The 21257-nt window shown below is 42.1% G+C and carries 24 protein-coding genes and 1 pseudogene; 3 read left to right on the forward strand and 22 right to left on the reverse strand.

The genetic code is table 11. From position 1 onward, the window contains the following. Positions 1-57: 57 nt before the first annotated feature. A pseudogene (locus tag SSV_RS12375) lies at positions 58-866 on the reverse strand (alpha/beta fold hydrolase). Positions 867-1099: 233 nt separating this feature from the next. On the opposite strand from SSV_RS12375, the gene SSV_RS05915 reads away from it, so the two are divergent. Continuing rightward, a complete protein-coding gene (locus tag SSV_RS05915; protein WP_255297043.1) occupies positions 1100-1732 on the forward strand; it encodes a VOC family protein in 633 nt (210 codons plus the stop codon). Here the strand turns inward: SSV_RS05915 and SSV_RS05920 are convergent. The 10 genes from SSV_RS05920 to lepA form a co-directional block, all read right to left on the reverse strand. Next, positions 1716-2528, reverse strand: coding sequence for an alpha/beta fold hydrolase (locus SSV_RS05920; RefSeq protein ID WP_072074063.1), 813 nt, complete (start codon positions 2526-2528; stop codon positions 1716-1718). The two genes, SSV_RS05915 and SSV_RS05920, sit on opposite strands and share 17 nt — an antisense overlap. A 15-nt stretch (positions 2529-2543) precedes the next feature. Further along, positions 2544-3092 (reverse strand): putative immunity protein, encoded by a 549-nt coding sequence (locus tag SSV_RS05925; protein WP_072074923.1) that lies wholly within the window; start codon positions 3090-3092, stop codon positions 2544-2546. Between the two features lie 237 nt (positions 3093-3329). Further along, the gene (gene kphA, locus SSV_RS05930) at positions 3330-3569 is read right to left on the reverse strand and encodes an RNA-binding protein KphA (protein ID WP_002895313.1); all 240 of its coding nucleotides are present in this window, start codon (positions 3567-3569) and stop codon (positions 3330-3332) included. 19 nt (positions 3570-3588) lie between these two features. After that, entirely contained in the window at positions 3589-3861 is a 273-nt protein-coding gene (gene rpsP / locus SSV_RS05935) for a 30S ribosomal protein S16 (RefSeq protein WP_002895310.1), read from the reverse strand. A 176-nt stretch (positions 3862-4037) separates the two neighbouring features. Continuing rightward, entirely contained in the window at positions 4038-4727 is a 690-nt protein-coding gene (locus SSV_RS05940; protein WP_072074064.1) for a pyrimidine 5'-nucleotidase PynA, read from the reverse strand. A gap of 186 nt (positions 4728-4913) precedes the next feature. Next, the gene (locus tag SSV_RS05945; protein ID WP_072074065.1) at positions 4914-5840 is read right to left on the reverse strand and encodes an ATP-binding cassette domain-containing protein; all 927 of its coding nucleotides are present in this window, start codon (positions 5838-5840) and stop codon (positions 4914-4916) included. Positions 5841-5893: 53 nt separating this feature from the next. Continuing rightward, positions 5894-6727 (reverse strand): AraC family transcriptional regulator, encoded by an 834-nt coding sequence (locus SSV_RS05950; protein ID WP_072074066.1) that lies wholly within the window; start codon positions 6725-6727, stop codon positions 5894-5896. Between the two features lie 196 nt (positions 6728-6923). Continuing rightward, complete coding sequence (locus SSV_RS05955) at positions 6924-7418, reverse strand: YkgJ family cysteine cluster protein (RefSeq protein ID WP_072074067.1); 495 nt, start codon at positions 7416-7418, stop codon at positions 6924-6926. Positions 7419-7585: 167 nt separating this feature from the next. Continuing rightward, entirely contained in the window at positions 7586-8224 is a 639-nt protein-coding gene (locus tag SSV_RS05960) for a hypothetical protein (protein ID WP_072074068.1), read from the reverse strand. A 115-nt stretch (positions 8225-8339) separates the two neighbouring features. Then, positions 8340-10163 carry a translation elongation factor 4 gene (lepA, locus tag SSV_RS05965; protein WP_176693572.1) on the reverse strand — a complete coding sequence of 608 codons (1824 nt, stop codon included), beginning with the start codon at positions 10161-10163 and terminating at the stop codon, positions 8340-8342. A 122-nt stretch (positions 10164-10285) separates the two neighbouring features. Between lepA and SSV_RS05970 the strand changes: the two genes are divergently transcribed. Next, positions 10286-11101 (forward strand): Cof-type HAD-IIB family hydrolase, encoded by an 816-nt coding sequence (locus SSV_RS05970; RefSeq protein ID WP_072074070.1) that lies wholly within the window; start codon positions 10286-10288, stop codon positions 11099-11101. Positions 11102-11177: 76 nt separating this feature from the next. Here the strand turns inward: SSV_RS05970 and SSV_RS05975 are convergent, their stop codons facing one another. The 6 genes from SSV_RS05975 to SSV_RS06000 all read right to left on the reverse strand — a co-directional run bounded on the left by SSV_RS05975 (position 11178) and on the right by SSV_RS06000 (position 16691). Continuing rightward, entirely contained in the window at positions 11178-11543 is a 366-nt protein-coding gene (locus tag SSV_RS05975; RefSeq protein ID WP_072074071.1) for a TIGR02328 family protein, read from the reverse strand. Between the two features lie 51 nt (positions 11544-11594). Then, positions 11595-12689 carry a ferrochelatase gene (gene hemH, locus SSV_RS05980; RefSeq protein WP_176693627.1) on the reverse strand — a complete coding sequence of 365 codons (1095 nt, stop codon included), beginning with the start codon at positions 12687-12689 and terminating at the stop codon, positions 11595-11597. A 194-nt stretch (positions 12690-12883) separates the two neighbouring features. Further along, a complete protein-coding gene (locus SSV_RS05985) occupies positions 12884-14167 on the reverse strand; it encodes a glycosyltransferase (protein WP_072074073.1) in 1284 nt (427 codons plus the stop codon). Then, positions 14136-14783, reverse strand: a complete 648-nt coding sequence (locus SSV_RS05990; protein ID WP_176693573.1) for a hypothetical protein — start codon at positions 14781-14783, stop codon at positions 14136-14138. The genes SSV_RS05985 and SSV_RS05990 overlap by 32 nt, the downstream gene beginning before the upstream one ends. Further along, positions 14776-15918 (reverse strand): glycosyltransferase family 2 protein, encoded by a 1143-nt coding sequence (locus SSV_RS05995; RefSeq protein WP_176693574.1) that lies wholly within the window; start codon positions 15916-15918, stop codon positions 14776-14778. Before SSV_RS05995 ends, SSV_RS05990 begins: the two co-directional genes overlap by 8 nt. A gap of 2 nt (positions 15919-15920) precedes the next feature. Beyond that, positions 15921-16691, reverse strand: coding sequence for an SDR family NAD(P)-dependent oxidoreductase (locus SSV_RS06000; protein ID WP_072074076.1), 771 nt, complete (start codon positions 16689-16691; stop codon positions 15921-15923). A 139-nt stretch (positions 16692-16830) separates the two neighbouring features. On the opposite strand from SSV_RS06000, the gene pepT reads away from it, so the two are divergent. Then, a complete protein-coding gene (gene pepT, locus SSV_RS06005; RefSeq protein ID WP_072074077.1) occupies positions 16831-18054 on the forward strand; it encodes a peptidase T in 1224 nt (407 codons plus the stop codon). Between the two features lie 45 nt (positions 18055-18099). Here pepT and SSV_RS06010 read toward each other — a convergent pair whose 3' ends face one another. From SSV_RS06010 to SSV_RS06030, 5 genes are all read right to left on the reverse strand, one after another. After that, entirely contained in the window at positions 18100-18744 is a 645-nt protein-coding gene (locus tag SSV_RS06010; RefSeq protein ID WP_072074078.1) for a DUF6572 domain-containing protein, read from the reverse strand. 64 nt (positions 18745-18808) lie between these two features. Next, complete coding sequence (locus SSV_RS06015; protein ID WP_072074079.1) at positions 18809-19096, reverse strand: hypothetical protein; 288 nt, start codon at positions 19094-19096, stop codon at positions 18809-18811. Between the two features lie 28 nt (positions 19097-19124). After that, positions 19125-19679 carry an NAD glycohydrolase inhibitor gene (locus tag SSV_RS06020; protein WP_072074080.1) on the reverse strand — a complete coding sequence of 185 codons (555 nt, stop codon included), beginning with the start codon at positions 19677-19679 and terminating at the stop codon, positions 19125-19127. A 129-nt stretch (positions 19680-19808) separates the two neighbouring features. Beyond that, a complete protein-coding gene (locus SSV_RS06025) occupies positions 19809-20687 on the reverse strand; it encodes a DUF4299 family protein (protein WP_072074081.1) in 879 nt (292 codons plus the stop codon). Continuing rightward, positions 20684-21151, reverse strand: coding sequence for a hypothetical protein (locus tag SSV_RS06030; protein WP_072074082.1), 468 nt, complete (start codon positions 21149-21151; stop codon positions 20684-20686). The genes SSV_RS06025 and SSV_RS06030 overlap by 4 nt, the downstream gene beginning before the upstream one ends. Between the last annotated feature and the right edge of the window lie 106 nt (positions 21152-21257).

A 21257-nucleotide genomic window follows, 5' to 3' on the forward strand; every position in this document is an offset into this window, starting at 1 on the left:
GAGATTAAAATCTCAGCTATTTTACATGTATCTTCACACCCACTTTCAATATACCATTTAAAGCTTGTATACCTCTCGTTCATCACACTTCAAAAGAAGCTCCGCTATCTTTTCTGACTGACTCCAATGTAAATAGTGATGGTTTCCTCCTAAAATAATCTGAGTATTTTGTGAAGCAAATTCGGAATATTTATATTCTTGTTCTCGATAGGCCTGACTCAGGATAAAAATTGGGAATTGAAAAGAGATATCTAAGTTTTGAAAATCGCTTTTTGCGATACTGCAATAATGTTGAAATCCTTCTTGTACAGATTTTAATCTATCAGAACTCCTTTCTGCCTTAGCCCATAAGATTTTAAAATCAGCTACTGAAAAACTCTCTTGTCCTATTTTTTCAGATATTCATATCCTCCACCGAGCGTCTGAACTTTCTCCTGTAAGGATAAAAATTCGGGATAAGGATTCTGAGCTAATTCGCCATATAGAACAGAATAAGTGGTCGGCTCAATTAAGATTAGTCCCTGACAAAACGTCTCTGACTCAGCAATTTTAACTGCCACAAGGCCACTAATACTGTGCGCGCAAACAGCATACTGGATTACTTTAAAATGCGATAAAACCTCCATAATAGATTGAACCAAATCGTCCAAAACAAAATTTTCTTGATTTTCCAGTGGGCTTTGCCCAGCATTAGGGTAATCTATTGTTAAATAGCCCCAATTTTTAGGTAACTTCCGAATGACTGGCAAAAAATTTTCATAGGTCGGCAGACTCCCTGCACCGCTTAAAAATACAGCAATCTTTTCCGCAGGTTGATAGGACACAAATAGCTGTCCTACTTTCGTTTTGATTATTTTTTCTTTCATAATGTTTACAATCAATTCTTAACAATATTATCTGGGCACACACTACTATCTGAGAGATAGCTATTTTACTAGTGGAATAAGGACACCCCAATACCAAAAATTTTTTATATTCAATAAAGCTCCGTGTTACAAGAGGCAGTTGTTTGCACTGTGAATGAAGACTAATCTCAAGGCTTGTTTTTCCTAAAAATCTATGCTAAGGTAAAAGCAGAATGCGAAAAGGAAGGGCTACTATGATGAGAAGCGGCCATCTGATTTACAAGGTAAAAGACTTACAGGAAGTGGTCAAGGAATGGGAAGCAAAGGGTTTTGTCGTCGAATACGGCAGAAGGGAAAAACCAAACAACGCCTTAATATACTTTAGTCAAGGCCCCTATATTGAGCTCCTGGAAAATACAGGCATTCCTGTAATAGCTAAAATCATAGCTAAACTATTTGGCAGACCTAAAAATCTGGAGCGCTTTTTCTACTGGGATGAGTGCGAGGAAGGCTGGCAGGGACTTTGTATTGAAAAAGATTATGGTGACTTGGATGAAGAAATGAATTTTCTTGCTAAGAGAGGCATCAAGGGCTTGCTTCTCAACAATCTCAAACGGATAGATACAAAAAATCGTGAGCTACGGTACCGCTGCTTCTTTCCACATGGAACAAGCTTTCCTTTTCTTATGACTTATTTCAGTATTGACCCCAAACCTCAGAATTTCACCCACCCAAATGGCATTCAGGGAATTAAGAAAATTGTATTTAAGATTTCCCCAGCTCAGGCTAAGATACTAAAAGAGCTGGTTCAGGACCAGACTCTTGAGATTCTTGAAGACGAAAACGAAAATGGCATCGTAGAGGTTATTTTCAATCGACAGGATTAGAGGTATCGGCGTTATCTTCGAAAACCTGTTTAGCAAATTCCTCCACCAGAGCATTAAACTTGGCTGGTTGGCATAGATTCGACGGATCAAACGAATCAGCAATGACAACATTTTGAACATGACTAAGATGTTCCTTAGTTGTTTTCATCATTTGGACTAATTTTCCTGAAAAATCCCCCGCCAGCAAAAGTGTAGGAATCTTGCACTTATCCAAGGCAGCACGATAATCAATGGCTTCAATTGCCCTGCGCTGCAAAACAGACTCCTCAGGTCGTATCCGGTCGAATAAATCAACAAAATAGGAGCGAGCTAAAGGCCATCGTTTATAAATTGGCAAGGTTGATAGCTTCATAAACCATGAGTATTTCACCAAAGGAGCCGTAAGTTGAGCCAGAGAGTTCATCATTGGCGACAAATCCGTCGCACAAAAAGTATCGCACAAGAAAGCTCCCTTAAAGATTTGCGGATTTTGAGTCATGAGGTGCATGGTTAAGATACCGCCATAGGAAGTCCCTCCGATAATGGCTTGGCTGATACCTTCTTTTTCCAAAATCGCCAACACATCTTCTGCCTGTATATCTAGAACCTGATCCGCCTGACAAGTCAGCTGGCTTGATTGTCCATTTCCTCGTAAATCAGGCGCAATAACCTGATAGCAACCTTTAAAAAAATCTATCTGAGGCTGAAACATGCCCGAGTCAGCACTCAGACCATGCAGGAGCACGAGCGTTTCTTTGTGACCTCGCCCTTCTATCCGATAGAATATCTTAGCATCAGTTCTTTCGATATGATCCATCCTATTGCCTCCATTCTACATCTTATTTATACTTTTTTGCCATTCTTTGGCCAATTCAATCTGTTGCTTTCTTTCTCTGACAACTGCTTGCATATCATCTGGACTCTGCAGATTCATTACTTTGACAGCATAATCCGCTGAGACAATGGCATGACCTCGCATATGAGCTGTTGCGACCGCTTGGGCAAAGACACGCGCAGCATACTTGCTAACTGGTGATTTGGCTTGCTGCGGCAGCTTTTGAGCCAAGAAACCAGCCTTCCTCAGCTCATAGGCAGAAACCTTGCCCGCAAGTCGGGCGTCAAACACTTCCTGAACTTGAGTCAAGATTTGCTGTTTTTTAAAATCGTCACCAATATCTATCAAAGCTATAAAGCGAGTAGCATGTTCCATTGCCCATTGGGCAAGCTGCTTCTGAGGAAGCTGGACCAAGATTTGTTCCAGTTCCAATCTTTTCTGACCGTCATCAAGAATCTTTAGCTTGTAAGGACTGGGTAGACTCACTTGTCCATTCTCATAACACTCTCGTTCATGGGTGTTCCAAGCATAATCTTCTGACTTCATATTTCCTCCGTTTCCACGCTTCTCGCTTATTTCATTAAAAAATAAGGTAGATAGTTCTCGCATAGACTCGAACTGCATCAATTCCCCTAAATTCAACTGCGCCTAACGGCTTGTTTCATTAAGGGCTTTGTACCCACGCTTTGCTGGGCATCAATTTCGCTAAGCTCACTTGAGAGCTGCGCACTCAGTTCGCTAAGAGAAATAGAAAAAAAACGGGACATACTGGTCCCGTTCTTCTTATTTCTCATCAATAACGATGCGAACTTTTTTGTATTCAGTTGGGACAGAGTAAACAATCGTCCTTATAGCGGAGATAGTACGACCTTTACGACCGATTACACGTCCAACATCACTCTGATCAAGATCCAGGTGATATTCTAAAAATTCAGGTGTATCCTCAATCTTGATAGTTAAGGCATCTGGCTGTGAAATCAAAGGTTTCACTATCGCAATAATTAGATTTTCAATCGTGTCCATATGTCAACCTACGCTTCTATTATTTAGAGTATTTTGAATCGTGGAATTTCTTCAATACGCCTTCTTTTGAAAGGATGTTGCGTACAGTATCAGAAGGTTGTGCACCATTACCCAACCACTCAAGGATACGATCTTCCTTCAAAGTCACTTGGTTTTCAGCTACAAGTGGGTTGTAAGTACCAACTGTTTCGATGAAACGTCCGTCACGAGGTGAACGTGAGTCTGCAACATTGATACGGTAGAAAGGTTTTTTCTTAGAACCCATACGAGTCAAACGGATTTTTACTGCCATTATTAAGGTCTCTTTTCTTTATTTTTTTCTTTTGGTGAAATAGCAAAGCTATTAAGCACATGTTCTATTATAGCAGATTAAAAATAGCTGTCAAGTTTTTTTCTTGACAGAGTTAAAAATTTTTTAGATTAGTCTCTCTTGTTTAAAAGAACAATAGTTTTTCATTTGCAGTCTCCTTATGGAACCAATAGTCTGATAATGTCGTCATAAGAATAAGCGGTATAGGTCGGTTGAAAAAGACTTTCATTTTCTAGCTGTTTGGGATTGTACCAGAGAGAGTCTAGTCCGGCATTATTAGCACCAGCAATATCTGCTGTCAAGGAGTCTCCAATCATCAAAGTCTGGGACAGATCAAAATCTGGTATCTGCTCTGCTATTTTTTCATAAAATAAAGCTTCAGGCTTCTGAGTCCCCATCTTTTCCGAGATAAAAATATGATTAAAATAAGGAGAAATGTCGGAATGGGCCATGCGGCCGCTCTGAATAGCCGTGATGCCATTGGTCGCTCCGTAAATCTCATAATCAGCTGCGGTCAGACTGTCCAAAAGCTCGCTTGCACCAGCGTATGTTTGTCCTTGCTGAGCAATATGCTGCTGATAGAGAAGAGCCAACTCGGCCCCATCCTTCACAATGCCAAAATGGGCAAAAAGACGAGAAAAGCGAGTATTGACCAGCTCTGGCTTGGTGATTTTCCCCTGCTCCAGTTCCCGCCAAAGCCCCTTGTTCATGGGAATATAATAATCTTTGTAAGTCTGAATCTCCGTCACGCCCTGTTCCTTCAAAAACTGAGTCAGCGCAATATCTTCTGCCGTATCAAAATCCAGCAACGTATGGTCAAGGTCGAAAAGTAGAAATTTGTATGACAAGGTAGAAATCCTTTCTGCAACTGTAGTAGCTTCATTATACCACAATGCATAAAAAACCAGCCGCTCAAAAATAAACGGCTGATTCTCATTCTATTTCACTACTGGAATCCAGACTTTCATTTGATAGTTTGGTGGCTCTTGTTTTGATTCTGCTGCATTCCCAAATCTTCGTTTTTCTCACTTCTTCTACTCTTCTTTATAGTGAATACACAAATCTCTAAATTTACTATCTAGCGCAGCAATATCATACAAGACTTCTGACAGTTTCTGATAATCTTCCTTGATACAAAATAGATGAGCTTGGCCGAACAACTTTGCTAAATTTGCTTTTAGTTCAGATCTGACCGTATCGTGGTCTTTTAAGAAGTTACTCATGTATAGATTTCTGATAGAAGCTAATTTGAAACTAAAGTATTGGTGAAGATGCTTTTGTTCTTCATTCAAGCCATTCTCCGCTACCGACTTAGCATATCTTGCAATCACATTCTCCTCGCCGTGCTCATATCGTTGCTTCATCAGTATAGATGTTTTCTGGTAAATCTCTTTGGAAGTTGGAGATTTGATTTTTTGGAAGTTTCCCCACATGGAGAAAGAACCTCTTTTATAGTCGATATTTTTAGCTTCCCAAGCTTTCGAAAATTCTGAGAAACTCATTTTCATATAAGCAAAGCCTGCTGGATCATGGAAATAGATAAACTCATCATCTAGATCATAAACTGAAACAAAATGGTCCACCCCATACAAATGGATATGATTGGGATTATAAGTCAGATAACCCATGTCCAAAGGGCCAAGAACAACTGGCCCGCTGAGCAAGAACTTACTTAAGATCTCTCTGATAGAGAGAAGATTCACCGCATTTGGATCCTTTATATAGTATTCATCATATGTAAAACCCAGAATATCTAAAGAATGACTGATAGAACTGTCTGGCATCCCATTATCAAAGAAGACTAAGGGGTGTTTTTCATCTTCCTTTATAATACTAGCACCATTTCCCATCACCATAATGGCTTCCAAAAACTCAGGGCGAACATCATAACCATACGAATGCAGCGCCATCGCAAGTGAATATGTATAACAAAGAGAAACATCCCCAAAATAAATCTGCATAGCATCATCCTCCTCTGTAATCGACACCTAAAAAATGACTTGCAATCACCATTCTATTTCACCACTGGTATCCAGAGTTCCATTTGATAGTCTGGGGAGGACATATCACCCTCGGTGTAGACTTCAAAATCTGGTGCTCCTGAGTGACGATAGCCAGTTTCTGGAAAAAAGACTTCCAAGACATATTTCCAAGCATGGTGGATGCTGGCTGGTATAGCCCCTTTGACTGGTACGATGGCATATTCAGCTTCTGCGATTTCTTTGATTAACAGACCTAGTTCTTCTGCTTTGGCTTTATCCGTCACATCATAAGCGGCCATATAATTGATGATTTCGCCTTCTTTAACATCCGAGCAGACACCAAAGGATTGGCCACTGCCCATACTTTCCAGGATTTCAAAGCTGTAATTGGCATAGAGCTTCTCCCATGCAGACGGGCACTGGCTATTATCAATAGCTTCCAATAGGACGCCTGCTACGGTAAAAGCAGGTTTCTTTTGAATCTTGATATCCATGTTCTTTCCTCCTGTAATCTTTAAGGATAATTGAAGTCTAGGAAAGACGCGATAAGGTTTTCCATTTCGAACTTCTGAGGGAGTCGCACCATGGAATTTCTTGAAGGCTGCGCTGAAAGCATCCGCAGAGTCATAGCCGTATTTCATCGCTATGTCAATGACTTTCTCAGAGCTTTCCTGCAAGTCTGTCACAGCTTCTGACAACCTGCGATTGCGTAAGTATTCTGCTAAAGTAATATCTGCCAAGATAGAAAAGAGCCTGCTAAAGAGAGCATAAGAATAGCCAGATAGCTGCTGAAATTTCTGCAAATCCACTTCTGCGTCCAACTTACTTTCCAGATATTCCATGGTTCGATTGAATTGATGCATCATATTCTTTTTCACCTCACAAAAGATACTAAGGCCCTTAAAAGCAAAGTGAAAATAGGAAAATGACGGAGGGGCTCCTGCTCCGAGAAAATTTTGTCTTTTTCACACAGCTTCTAGGCCATGTTCAATTCTAACTATAGTCTAACAGATCTAAGATACTTCCGCCCTAGAATTTTTGTACAAGATTTAGAGGGGGATTCTACAACCTATCCCGCAGCTTCTCCACAAAGAGATAAGCCGCAGGACAGGTCAGGGTATTTTTGATTGTCAGATGATTAATCTGATGAATCTTCTTGCGGTCTGTATGGGGAAATTCTCGGCAAGCCTTAGGACGGACATCGTAGATCGAACAGAGATTGTCTCCACCTAAAAAAGGACAAGGCATGGCCTTGAAAACCTTGTCACCGTCTTCGTCTACCTGTAGAAATTCCTCTTCAAAAGCTGGCAGCTTCATCTTGAAATACTTGGCAATTCGGACTATATCGGCTTCCTTAAAGTCTGGTCCCAGTGTCTTACAGCAATTGGCACAGGCTATACAGTCAATCTCTTCAAAAACCTCATCATGAATTTGCTGGGCAATTTTATCTAGGTTTTTTGGTGGCTTTTTCTTGAGACTGGCTAAAAATTTTCGATGCTCTTTCTGCTTTTGCAGGGCTAGCTGATGGTATTTTTCAAGGTCAATTTCTTGAGTCATATATTTTTCTTTCTGTATTCAAATTGTTTTAATTATATCATAAAATGAGCGCTCTTAAATGTCATCAAAACCCAAAAATATGACATATTCCACCTCACAAAAAAATCTGAGAACCAGTCCCAGATTTGCTTTTTATAAACTTAGAGAGTTATCATCAAATGCTATCGCTAAATGCTTTTTCCGCCGTCTTTGCTAGCGCTCCAAGTTTCTTCGATATAGGGGATAAACTCATACAGAGTATCTTCATCGCCTTCAAAGGACATCATATAGACCTTATCGCCTTGTTTGAAGACCCAAACCGTTAGGTTTTGAGTGGATTTTAAAACAACATTAATCTGAAAAGCTTCATTGCCGGCTACAGTACTCTTTGCACCCCAAAAGTCATCGACTTCCTTATTATCCTTCCAATGGTAAGCAATACGTTGGGCAATGGTTTCAGCGTTGAATTCTTCACCTTCTCCAATGTTAGCTTTTTCTTTTGTATAAGCGTTCATCGTGACAATGTTATAGCCACTTCCATCCGTATACTGGACGCTGTCGCCACCATCTACGTCTGTAAACTTAATCCAATTATCAGGAATACTGATATAGCCATAATCATCAGAGCCGACGCGCATAGTACCAGTTGTCTTTGACGAATCTTTTTCTCTACGACTGCTGCTGCTTGTATCGCTGTCATCTCTCAGGGAAACCCGACTGGAAGAATCAGATGGTTTCCGACTGCTATAGCTCTTGATAAGGCTACAGGAAGACAGAGAAAGGCCGGCTAAGATTATCAGGGAGAGCAGAAAGTACTTCTTTTTCATGGCGGAACTCCTTTTACAGGCTAGATTGAATGATATCTATATTCTACCACATTTTTTAGTTTACTAAAAATCTTTACCGTGAGATTTGATACAAAAAATAGTAAGCAGTAGACCACTATTCCTCATCCATACTCAGGACGCTGAGGAAGGCTTCTTGTGGGACTTCGACAGAGCCGATAGCTTTCATCCGTTTTTTACCGGCTTTTTGTTTTTCCAGGAGTTTGCGCTTCCGAGAAACGTCACCACCATAACACTTGGCCAAGACATTTTTACGCAGAGCCTTGATGTCTGTCCGAGCCAAGATTTTCTGACCGATAGCAGCCTGAATGGGTACTTCAAACTGCTGACGAGGAATGATTTTCTTGAGCTTGTCTACAATCAGCTTACCACGCTCATAGGCAAATTCCTTATGAACGATAAAGCTAAGGGCATCAACCTTGTCGCCATTGAGGAGAATATCCATCTTAACCAGCTTGGACGAGCGATACTCAGAAATTTCGTAGTCAAAGCTCGCATAGCCACGAGTAGAGGACTTGAGCTTGTCAAAAAAGTCAAAGACAATTTCAGCAAGCGGGATTTGATAGATGACATTGACCCGATTATCATCGATATAATCCATGGTCACAAAGTCACCACGCTTGCGCTGAGCTAACTCCATCACTGCTCCGACAAATTCCTGAGGCACCATAATCTGCGCCTTGACATAAGGCTCTTCAATAGAATCAATCTTAGTCGGGTCTGGAAATTCGCTCGGATTGGACACATCAATTGAAGCACCATCTGTCATATTGACCTTATAGATAACTGACGGCGCCGTCATAATCAGATCAATATTAAACTCGCGCTCCAAACGCTCCTGAATAACATCCATGTGCAGCAAGCCCAGGAATCCACAACGGAATCCAAAACCAAGAGCTTGTGATGTTTCTGGTTCAAACTGCAGACTGGCGTCGTTTAGCTGGAGCTTTTCCAGCGCCTCACGCAGGTCATTGTATTTATTGGACTCAATCGGATATAGACCAGCGAAGACCATAGGATTCATCTGCTTGTAGCCAGCTAGTGGCTCTGCAGCTGGATTGTCGGCCAAGGTCACTGTATCCCCGACCCGAGTATCCTGTACAGTCTTGATAGATGCTGCGATATAGCCAACATCCCCTGTCGCTAGGAAATCGCGGCCAATGGCTTTCGGAGTAAAGATGCCGACCTCAGTCACATCAAAGGTCTTGCCATTGCTCATGAGCTGAATGGTATCTCCAGGCTTGACCACACCGTCCATAACCCGCACTTGCAGGATTACCCCACGATAGGCGTCATAGACCGAGTCAAAAATCAAGGCTTTGAGCGGTGCTTTAACATTTCCAGTCGGAGCTGGAACTTTTTCTACTATCTGTTCGAGGATTTCTTCAATTCCAATGCCAGCTTTGGCAGAAGCTAACACAGCTTCGCTAGCATCCAGTCCGATCACGTCTTCAATTTCTGCCCGCACCCGCTCTGGGTCCGCAGCTGGCAGATCAATCTTATTGATAACTGGCAGGATTTCCAAGTCATTGTCCAGCGCTAGATAGACATTAGCCAAGGTCTGAGCCTCAATCCCCTGAGCTGCATCCACGACTAGAATAGCCCCTTCACAGGCCGCTAACGAGCGCGATACTTCATAGGTAAAGTCCACGTGCCCCGGTGTGTCTATCAAGTGAAAAATATAAGTTTCCCCATCTTTTGCAGTATAATTCAGCTCGATAGCATTGAGCTTAATGGTGATACCGCGCTCCCGCTCCAAGTCCATGCTGTCCAAGAGTTGGGCCTGCATTTCCCGGCTGGAGACCGTCTCAGTCGCCTCCAAAATCCGGTCAGCCAAGGTTGATTTTCCGTGGTCGATGTGGGCAATGATGGAGAAATTGCGAATCTTCTCCTGACGTTTTTTCAAATCTTCTAAATTCATTTTTCTCATCCTTTTAGGGTATTCTATTTATTATAACACAAGACCAGTGATTTTTCCTATAGACTCGGACTTTCTCTGTAAATTATGCTATACTAGTCAGAGAATAATTTTGGAGACACTTTATGATTAAAATTCTTGCACTTGATATGGACGGCACCTTGCTCAACAGCAAAAAAGAAATTCCCCAGGCTCACATCGAAGCTCTGCACCGAGCTATTGAAAAAGGAGTCAAATTGGTTCTCTGCACAGGCCGTCCCTTGGTTGGTGTCAAGCCCTATTATGACAAGCTGGGCCTTGCACAAGAAAACGAATATGTCATCGTGGACAATGGCTGCGCTACACACCAGACCAGCGACTGGAGTCTGGTAGACTGGCAAGAGCTGAGCGGTCAGGATATTCGCTATCTCTACAGCCTGTCTGAAAATAGCCCTGTCCAGCTGACTCTCTTTGATGAAGAGCATTATTTCGTTGTCGGAGAAAAAGCCAGTTCCTATGTCGTGAATGATGCTAGCTTAGTATTCACCACTCCAACCGAGATTAGTCTAGAAGAGGCTTGCAGCGGTCAACACAGAATGTTTCAAGCTATGTTTTTAGGCAGCCAAGAACAGGTAGATGCTTTTGAAGCTGACTTTGGCCAAGAAATCTGCCAGCGTTTCAGCGGCGTTCGCTCCCAGCCAGTTATTTACGAGGCCATGCCGGCTGGTGTGACCAAAGCCTTTGCCCTAGAGCGACTGGCTAAACAATTGGACATCAAGCCTCAGGAAATCATGGCAATCGGTGATGCTAACAACGATATCGAAATGCTGGAATATGCAGGCCTCGGTGTAGCCATGGGCAATGCTTCAGACTATGTCAAAAGCATTGCCCATGCTGTCACAGACAGCTGCGAGGAAAATGGGGTCGCTACAGCTATTGAAAAGTTTATTTTGAACTCATAAAAGTCAAAAAGGAAGAGCACTGTCTCTTCCTTTTTGTTCTATAACCTTAATACTATGCCGTCTTGGCACTTGGAAATCAGGCAATATCTATCCCCTTCTCTTTCAGATTTTCCAAACATTCTTGCAGATAGGCCTCATCATGCTCTGGATAAATGGGATGTTCTAGCTCATCAGCTGGCAACTGCTGGTAAGGTGGACAGGTCTTGCCACGATAGTCCCTATCCAGCCAAAGGGTATCCGGCTGATAGCCCCGTCGTTGCATCTCCTCCATAATCAGCAGGTGATAAGCATACAGGCGATAAGGGCTGTGCTCAAAAACATAGTTGACCGTCGCATGCGGCTTGCCCCACCCTCGTCCACGCAAGGCTGCACACTCTCGGTGCTGGCCTAAAAGCTGCTGGCGCGGAAGTTTTTCAATCAAATCTTGGTGCCAAAGTCTCACGGTTTTCTCCTTCTAGAATAATCTTATAAAGTCATCAACGAATATGAACAATCAACTCTTGGGCAGCTTTCCTGCTTTCTCCAGCATTTTCTTGACAAAATACGGCATCTTAACATTCTCACGCCCCTTTTTCTCAATTAGCTTCTTGACGAAATCTGGCATTTTCAGCTCTGCATCCTCTGCAAGAATCTGGCTGCTCTCCTCCGATGGCTGTAATTCATCGAAGGTTTCTTCTTCTGGAAAACACTCTTTGAAGGGTTCATGCTCATGGCGGCGGATACTTTGAATCAGGGCATCAATTAGACGGTCATCTGCATTGGGCATAGGCGGTCTATGATAGGCAACACCCAAATCTTCGCAAAGTTCCTTGCACTCCACGTCATTGTCAAAAAGAACCTCTATATGCTCACTGATAAAGCTAATCGGCACAAAAATATAATGCTGCGGATGTGTTTCTTGCTGGCGCATGTAGTCCAGTACATCAGGTTTGATCCAAGGGAGCCCAATGTCACTCTCGCTCTGCCAAACATTGAGATAATCCTCTTCTGTCAGACCTAACCTTTCAGCAATCAAACGGGCATTGTCATAGATCTGATCAATGTAAGGATCTCCGAAATCCAAGGCCAGAATAGGCACACTGTGGGCTGAGAAGAAAATCTTGAAGGTCTCTTCTCCAACCTCTTCTGTAAGAATCTTTCTCAGCTCCTCTGACCAATAATCAAGAATAGCTTCTTCCTGATACCATTCCTTAATGATATTAAAGCGGATGGTATCACTCTGGATAAACTTCTCATAGCCCATGACAGAATAGTAAGAAAAATGCGGCTCTAGAATCAAACAGATACAATCCTCAATACCATCCTCCTCCATCTGCTCAATCACATCTGGAATAAAAGGACATGAAAATTTATTGGCAAAATAAACCGCATACTCGCCAGACAAACGCTGGCGGACCTTTTCTACTTCTTCTAGACTGATACGCTGCAGAGGCGTTCCACCGATGAGGACATAGTTATTATAGAGGGTCTGAATCTCATGGTCTTGCGGCCTGACACCGCGGCGAATATTGGTAAAAAATTCAGCCACTCCCTCAAAGCTAATCTCCTCTGGCGAGCCAAAAGTCATCATTAGAATTGCTTTCTTCATCATCTTTCCTCTTCAGTCACTCCGAGAAAGCCAAGCTGGCTTTCCAACGACTTTCTTGTAATCACTTTCATTTTAACATCTTAAAAAAGACTTGATTAGATCAAAAATCTATTCCTTAAAAAGAATAGGGAAATTTAATAATTCAGATATTTTAATATTGGAAGTATGCTTTAATGGTTTGTTGAATTCTCCAGTTATAAATCAAGCTTGAGCAGGCGCCCCAGCTCTTGATAGAGAATCTCTGTAGGCTGATATTCTTTGCTTTGCTGGGCAAAAGTTTTCAACCGAGACCAGTCCGTGCGATTTGTCAATTCCTTAAAAAGGCGCAGCACTTCTGCATCGGTCTTTCTGCGAGCAACTAGCCCCACCTGAGCTAGCTCAGCACGAACGGCATTGTCAAACTGGTCATAATCCTGCGGCAAAATGAGACTGGGAATCTCATGCTCAATACAGGCCATCATGATACCTGTCCCTGCATGGTGAATGGCAAAATCTATCTTATCCAGAACATCTGTATAAGGCAGATAGTCAAAGAGCAGCAGGTTTTCCGCAAGTCTCTTAGGAGGATTCTCCAAGCCGCTAGCTTCTCCCAAGGTGACGTAAAAGAGGTAGTCTGGATAGAGCTGACTCAGCTTTTTCGATCGCTCCACCATACGCTCCTTCTCCCATTTCAAATGCGTACCGCAAGTCACTAAAACCCGCTTCTTATCGGTCTCAAAATAAGACTCATGGGCTGCAGGCAGGCGATCAAAGGACAGGCATTTGTAGCCAACCCAGCGAAGCTGCTCCGGAAAATCATCTCGAAACTCCAGCTCTTTCATGCCCAAAGCCAAGATAGAGTAAGGCGAATAAATAGCTTCTGTGCCGTCTTCCCTATAGAGTTTAAAATCTTGATAGTCTCCCAAACTCTTCCGAACTAAGGCAAAGGCCATTTTCTTTCCACAGCGAATAACTTGCCTGCCTAAAGCATCTCTGAATTTGTATAAGACGCCTTGATGAGGTTTCCAGCCCCCTAAATAGGTCGGAGTTGTCGTCCGGCACTCAATCGCAACCGGACTCGGAATCGTGGTTATCCAGGGGATGTCAAAGCGATCAGAAATCAGGCCTGCCGGCGAAGCAACAAAATCCGCTATGACCAAATCCGGTTTACCGCCCTCTCGCCAAATTCGATTTAATTCGTCTATAACTTCTGGAATTAGTCTAGAATTGGCCCGAAACTGCTGATAGGTAATTAAAGGGTTGCTTTGCTGCGGTGTATTGGCGATGTCTTCCATCACGGTCGGTCTTTCTGGAAAGAGGGCCAGACAATCAAAACCGATTTCCTCTACTAACTCTTTCTTTTGGCAGCCAGTGATAACCCGAATCCGAAAACGCGGATCCGTCAGCAGAGGCTTGACTAAGGTCAAAGTAGGCAGCAGGTGGCCACTAAATGGCACACTAATCACATCAATCTTTATCACTTTTTCTAATCCAGTCATAAACTAATCCTTTCACATCTTCCCTGTATTCATAATCAAAATGGTTGCTATCCACTATCACATCAGCTAGATGGCCATCTAGACATCTGCTGTAAATATCCTTCCTGCCCTTGATGACCAGCGAGTCAATATCCTTGCGATTTAGGAGTCTCCGTGAAACAGGCCCCAGCGCAATCACTCTCAGTCTGATCGGCAGATTTTTCTCACCCAAGCCCTCCAGCCACTGGGTCAGCATATTGAGCCCCGAGCTTTTGCAGATAATGACAGTTTCCTCAACATCCAGTAAAGGAGACAAGTGCCACTGCAAAGCCTCCTGAAAGCGAGAATTGTAGAGAGTATGCCAATAGTAACGGATATTGGAAATGGAAGCTGTAAGCAAGGAAACTTGGGTTTGTCTCCCGTGCTCAAATCCCTGGTTAAACGGAAAATTGCTTGGCACCACTGAGAAATCTGGTGGACAAATCTGCTCAAGAAACTCAAGTTGTCCTGAAGTCAGACTAGCGCTCTCCAAATGACTGCTGCCACTGAGAAAAAGCAAGACTTTGCTAGATTTTAACAAGGTTTGGTCTGGCGACAAAGCATCCAACTTATCCAAGTACTGCTTCATCTTACTCATAGCGGATTTTCCCATCCGTCACTCGAATCTTTCTTCCCCGCCAGTTAATCACTCGCGGACTGAGCAAGACATAGAGGAAAAGCCAAGGCAAGAGTAAGTCATTCAGTACCTCGTAAAACACCTCATCAGGATGCGGCCGAGCAGTTAGGATAAGGCGACGATAAGCCAGCATCCAAACCGCTTTGATCAAGAGCAAAAGCAAAGCCAGCAGTACAAAAGGCCAGCCAAAAAAGAAACTAATGAGCAAGGCAGGAAGGGGCAGAAAACTAGGCAGAGTAATTAAAATAATAACCTTCCAGTCCAAGTGCTCCTTCAGATAGATAGAGCTAAAAAGCAGCCAACGCTTCATCTGCAGCAAATATTGTTTGGCATCCTTGATAGTAGTCCGAACATTGCATGTCACCCGCGTCTGGATAATCTCCACTCCCTTGCTGCGCAGAAAATCCGCTACAGCCAAATCATCACATAGGTAGTCTTTTATAGCACTGAAGAGCTTCTGCTCTCTAGCTAGTTCAAGTGGTAGGATGTAGAACATTCCATTAATCGAGTGGTTAGCTTTAACTTCTGCCATTGTAAAATAGGTAATAAAAGAATTCCCATTGACAAAAGCCGCCACTAGCTTAGACCAGAAATTGCTTCGCTCTTGATTATAGGGAATGCCGGTCAAAATAACATTCTCACCCAAATAATCTGTCAACTCTCCCATTTTTGAAAAATCAATGACACTGTCGTCATCGAGAACAATCAGATATGGCCGGGTCAGCTCATCTATAATCTGCTCAATCTTATAACTCTTAGGATTAATCCCCTGAGGGACATCCTCCATGAGAAAAACGCGAATGCGCTGGGCATAAGAGGGATTTTGACAAATCTTGTCAGCCACTCGCTGCGCCTCAGGGTCAGACTGATCAATCAGCCAGTAAAACTCAACCGCTTCTGTCTGCTGGAGATTGGCTAATAAGTCATTTTCCAAACGAGGGTCACCAGATAGGATGGGCTGAACCACCGTATAAAGCTCCTCTTGAAAGTCCGATGAAGAGCTCTGCCCTTTTTTCAAATAAGCCAAAGACAAGAGCCAACGCAAGATAAAAATAAGCAGGTAAGCAGCAGCCAGCAGGAAAAAAATAAGTTTCATGATTAAAGCCCCTTTCGTAGATAAGCACCAATAAAACGGATAATCCATCTTTGCGGAAGTAGCTTCATGAGCCAAGCCAGTAATCGATATCTCTTGCCCACTATCGCATAAGAACTGCCTTGCTGAAGAAGTCTAATGATGCGCCGTGCCGCTATCTCCGGACTCATTTGCAACTGACTTCCACCTAAAGCATTCTGTAACTCTGGAGGAAAGATGGCAGTCCGAACCGGTCCTAAAACGTAAAGACAAACCGTCACCTCAGAGCCTTTTAACCGCAGCTCTTCTTGCAAGGCTAGACAGTAGGTCTGTAAAGCGACCTTGCTGGCGCTGTAAGCTGCCAAATAAGGATGGGGACAAAGTGCCGCTAGTGATGAAAGCTGGACAAGTCTTATCTTGCAATTGCGCTCCGCAACTTGCTTGATCAGTCGAACCGCCGCTTGGTAATTAACCTGCCAGAGGTCATTTTCATCTGCTTCCGAAAGAGATAGCGCTGGACCAAAGTTCGCCAGACCGCAGCAATTAATCACTAGATCTGCCTCTAGCTGCTGAGCAAAATCGTCTACCGCAGCCGCATCCAGCAAATCCAAAACTCTGCAGGAAAGCTTAGCTCTAACTCCAGACAAGTCCTCTTGCAACTGAGTGAGCTTAGCTTCATCTCTGCCAACCAAGACTAGCTGGTCTGTCCTTTGAGCCAGTTCTCTAGCCAACTGACGACCTATACCTCCCGAAGCCCCCAAAATCACCGCTTTGCTGATTGTTTTTTCCATTTGCATAGATATAGTTTACCAGATTTTGACAAGATATAAAACTAATTGCTAGATTTTACCTTTGCCTTCAAGAAACTAAAAACATTTCTCACTCTCTCCTGAATATGCTAAAATAGACTTATATGAAATGAAAAAAGGAGCATTTATGAAATATTCTAATCTTTTAGAGCGTTTCTTGACTTATGTCAAGGTCAATACGCGCTCAGACGAGACATCTTCTACTACACCCAGCACCCAGAGTCAGGTGGATTTTGCTAATAATGTCCTCATCCCTGAAATGAAGCGGGTTGGCTTGGAAAATGTCTACTACCTGCCCAACGGTTTTGCGATTGGAACTCTGCCAGGCAACGACCCTAGCTTTACCCGCAAGATTGGCTTTATTTCTCACATGGATACAGCAGACTTCAACGCAGAAAACATCCAGCCGCAGGTCATCGAGAATTATGATGGCGGTGTGATTCCGCTGGGGCAATCCGGCTTTAACTTAGATCCGGCAGACTTCGCCAGTCTCCATAAATACAAGGGCCAAACCTTAATTACGACTGATGGAACAACTCTTTTGGGAGCAGATGACAAGTCAGGTATTGCTGAAATCATGACTGCTATTGAATATCTGTCTGCCCATCCAGAAATCAAGCACGGAGAAATCCGAGTGGGCTTTGGTCCAGATGAGGAAATCGGTATCGGGGCTGATAAGTTTGACGCTGAAGACTTTGATGTGGACTTTGCCTACACAGTAGACGGCGGACCTTTAGGCGAGCTCCAGTACGAAACCTTTAGCGCTGCTGGAGCAGAACTGACCTTCCAAGGCCGCAATGTCCATCCGGGAACTGCTAAAGACCAGATGGTCAATGCTCTCCAGCTGGCTATTGATTTCCACAACCAGCTGCCAGAAGCCGATCGGCCAGAGAAGACCGAGGGCTACCAAGGCTTCTACCACCTGATGAACCTGACCGGTACTGTCGAAGAAGCTCATGCTAGCTACATTGTTCGTGACTTTGAGACAGAGGCTTTTGAAAATCGCAAAGCTGCTATGCAGGCCATTGCTGAAAAGATGAACCAAGAGCTAGGCAGCGAGCGCGTTATCCTGACTCTCAAGGACCAGTATTACAACATGAAGCAGGTCATTGAAAAGGACATGACACCTATCCATATCGCCAAAGCAGTCATGGAAAGTCTGGACATCCAGCCTATTATCGAGCCTATCCGTGGCGGAACTGATGGCTCTAAAATTTCCTTTATGGGCATCCCGACACCTAACCTCTTTGCCGGCGGCGAAAACATGCATGGCCGCTTCGAATATGTCAGCCTAGAAACCATGGAACGCGCTGTCGATACCATCATCGGCATTGTTTCCTATCAAGAGTAAAAAACGAAACCACAGTAATTCATGAGGAATTTCTGTGGTTTTTTCTCACTCTGGCAATTCTACTTTCAAACTCATATCTGTGTTCTGTAATGTCTTCTGTACAGCTGCTAAAAAGGCTAGTCCATTATCCGATGGAGAATACTGTAATGTGATATGGATGACTTTTTTATTAAAGCTATCGCCGTATCGTGCCACATACTGCTTGCTTTCGAGGAAGTAGATATAATTGTTAATTTTTTCCTGCAGAATTTCCAGATGGACTGCTTCTATCTCCTCTTGCCAGTCAACTGGATCCACTAGGAGAAGCTCCAAATGATTATCAACTGTACCAATAGCGTCAAGTTCAGTTGGCTTTAGTTCTGAAGAGATGGCTTTTTGTAAGAGTTCTTCAAATTCTTGATTGGAAAACAACCGTTTAATAGACGACGGATTTACTAAAATACGAGTAGGTGAATCCCTAAAATAATTTTGCCTAGCTGCTTCGTTGCTTTCCTTAGTCACCCATTCTCCGGTTTCTAAAAACAGTTCAACTTCATAAGCATCCTGTTCGGACTTTAAAGCTTTGTCTACTAATTCCTTGCTTACTGGATAACTTACTTCTTTATCTTGAAAACCTCCTGACATCCAGGACATAGTATAATTTCCGTCTTCTTCAGTTATGATAAATCCATTTGCTTTTATTTGATTCATTTGGTAATACACCTTTTCCCCTTCATATAAGTATGCCCAATGAAAAATATATCACTGTTTCTAATCAATCGATTTCTGAATCATCTAACAGAATTGGAGTTTCTTTTATCCAAAATTTTGTTTTTATCAAACGATAAAGTCGATTTATTGCATCACTTTCATTTTTAAATTCATCTCTAATCCAGATATCTTGGCGCTCATTAACCTCATATACTTTATATTGTTTAGACTTCTCATCGTAATAGTATCCCAAAGTAAATTGGCCTTCAAATTGTTTATCAAGCGCAATATGAAATTTCCCTATCATATCCCTATGTTTATTAATGAAAATTACTAGTTCTTGTTTCGTCATTTAAAATTCTCCACAACTCTCACGCTTGCTATTGTTCTACTACCTTAGGTGGATTGTAGTATTTTTCCTTGAATTCCTTAAGAATCTTCTCTACCTTTTCTTCATCACACTGTCTGTATAATGGACTACGGTCTAATACATTACATAGTCTTTCATAGGTATAAGTACGTTTCTGCTCATCTGATAATTTTGAAATACTTTCTATAATATTTCTTACCAACTCATCTGTTTCAATAACAAAGGGAAGGCTTGTATATCTTCTTAAACGACTGCCTTGCATAGAAATATAATCTGTTACCTTATCTAATTTGACTAGGTCAACCGATAAGCTAAAATCTTTCAAGATTTCAAAAGTTCTTCTCGCTATATCCCTATCACCTTCTGCATACAAAGGATATAAGCAATACTCCATCAATACGCCAATATCTGTGCTCTCCACTTCATAAGAATCTCGTTGCCGAAAACAATATTTAGCTTCCGTCCCTAGAAAAACTTCAGCTTCTTTCCCTTCTTTCATTATTTCACGATAGTCTTTTACAAAATTTTGATAATTTTCTTTATTTTTCAATTTATATGTCTTCATTTATATACTCCATTGATTAATTCTGAAAATTTCCAAACTTGGCTGATTTTTCAGCCTGATAGAACATATTTGTCGGAATGTAAAATCATATCAAAGAAGATTTCTCAAAAGATATTTTTATCCGACTTTTTAAATTTTGGCTAGTATCTGCTGCAAAGTATCAGGTGAAATCGGGTCAACAAGAACATATTTGGCATCCAGCATATAGATGCCTTCAGTCAATGACTCCAAGTACTGACGATAAGGAACTTCAGCTAGTTTTTCCCCATTGGCTGTCATAACAAATAGTCGTGCAACTGCAACCTTACTTCCTCGGTACTGTTGCAAATATTGAGGTTCTAGCTCTGGATGAGATGGTAAGATTGTTCGTCCTTCACTATTTAGATAGTTGACAGGAATGATGATATCCTCACCATCCTGCTCTACTTTAAAAACTTGCTGCTCAGAGTAATAAGCATTCATCTGTTGGGTAAAGCGCAAACGCTGGTCATAGCTATTCAAAAGTTGTTCGTCCGGAACATGGATGATCTGCCCTAGGTAGAGTTCATTGATGTAAATGGGACGTTTCACTCCCATAATTTCCACGATGGGATGGACTTTTACTTCCTTGGTCAATTCTGAAAGAGCTGATAAGAAAGTATCCGTGAAATGGAAATCAAGAATGGATTCTTTATCATACTCCACGCCATCGTGTTCGCAAACATTTACATCTAAGAGAATGAGCAAGGATTTCAAGAATAACAAAGCGCCAGTCCAATCAGAAACAGTCGCCAAATCTGGAACAGATACTTGATAAACTTGAGCATCAAAGGATAAACGGAAACCTAAACTAGACTTCTCTTTGACTCCAAACTGGACCGAATGGAAATCTGAAATAAGAGAGTCTGCAGAGGGTTTTAAGCCCGCATCCTTAGCGGAAACGCTGTAACATTCAAAAGTTTCAGCTTGAAGCACCTCACCAATCCTTAGTGATTGGTTGCTTTTTATTGTAAAATTAACTGATTTCATATTTTTCTCCTTCGGTCTACTGGCAAATCCTTTCTACGACGTAGAATCGTTACTTCGCTGACAGGGATTTTTCCTGATGCATACATGGTCTGGCCATATTTCTCATCCAATAATTCCGCATCATCAGCTAAATTGTTTTCAATTAGAAATTCTTTATCAAAAACCAGGAGTCGCACATAAGAATCGGGTGCTGTAAAATCATCATCCCCATGCTTGTGACCAGCAATTGTAAATTCATGTTCTTTATACAAAACACGATCATAAACCGAATACCTCTGACTAACCTCACTATAAGAAATAAGCTTCCCATATACCCCTTCTTCGACTTCATCTTCAAAATTACTATAGGGAACGTAGCCTTCTTCCAACATCGCTGGATCTTCTGAAAGAAGAATATAGTCATTTACATAATTCACAAAATTAGAGTATACTTTGTTTTGGTAAACTAGAAATTCTTTACGCATACTAACCCTCCATATATTCCATTATACCACACAAAAATTTATTGACAGAATGATGTACAAAATGAATAAAAAAAGAAGACAAATGCCTCCTCTATATTTCGCTAGT

The organism is Streptococcus sanguinis (assembly GCF_001078705.1).
Lineage (GTDB): Bacteria > Bacillota > Bacilli > Lactobacillales > Streptococcaceae > Streptococcus > Streptococcus sanguinis_D.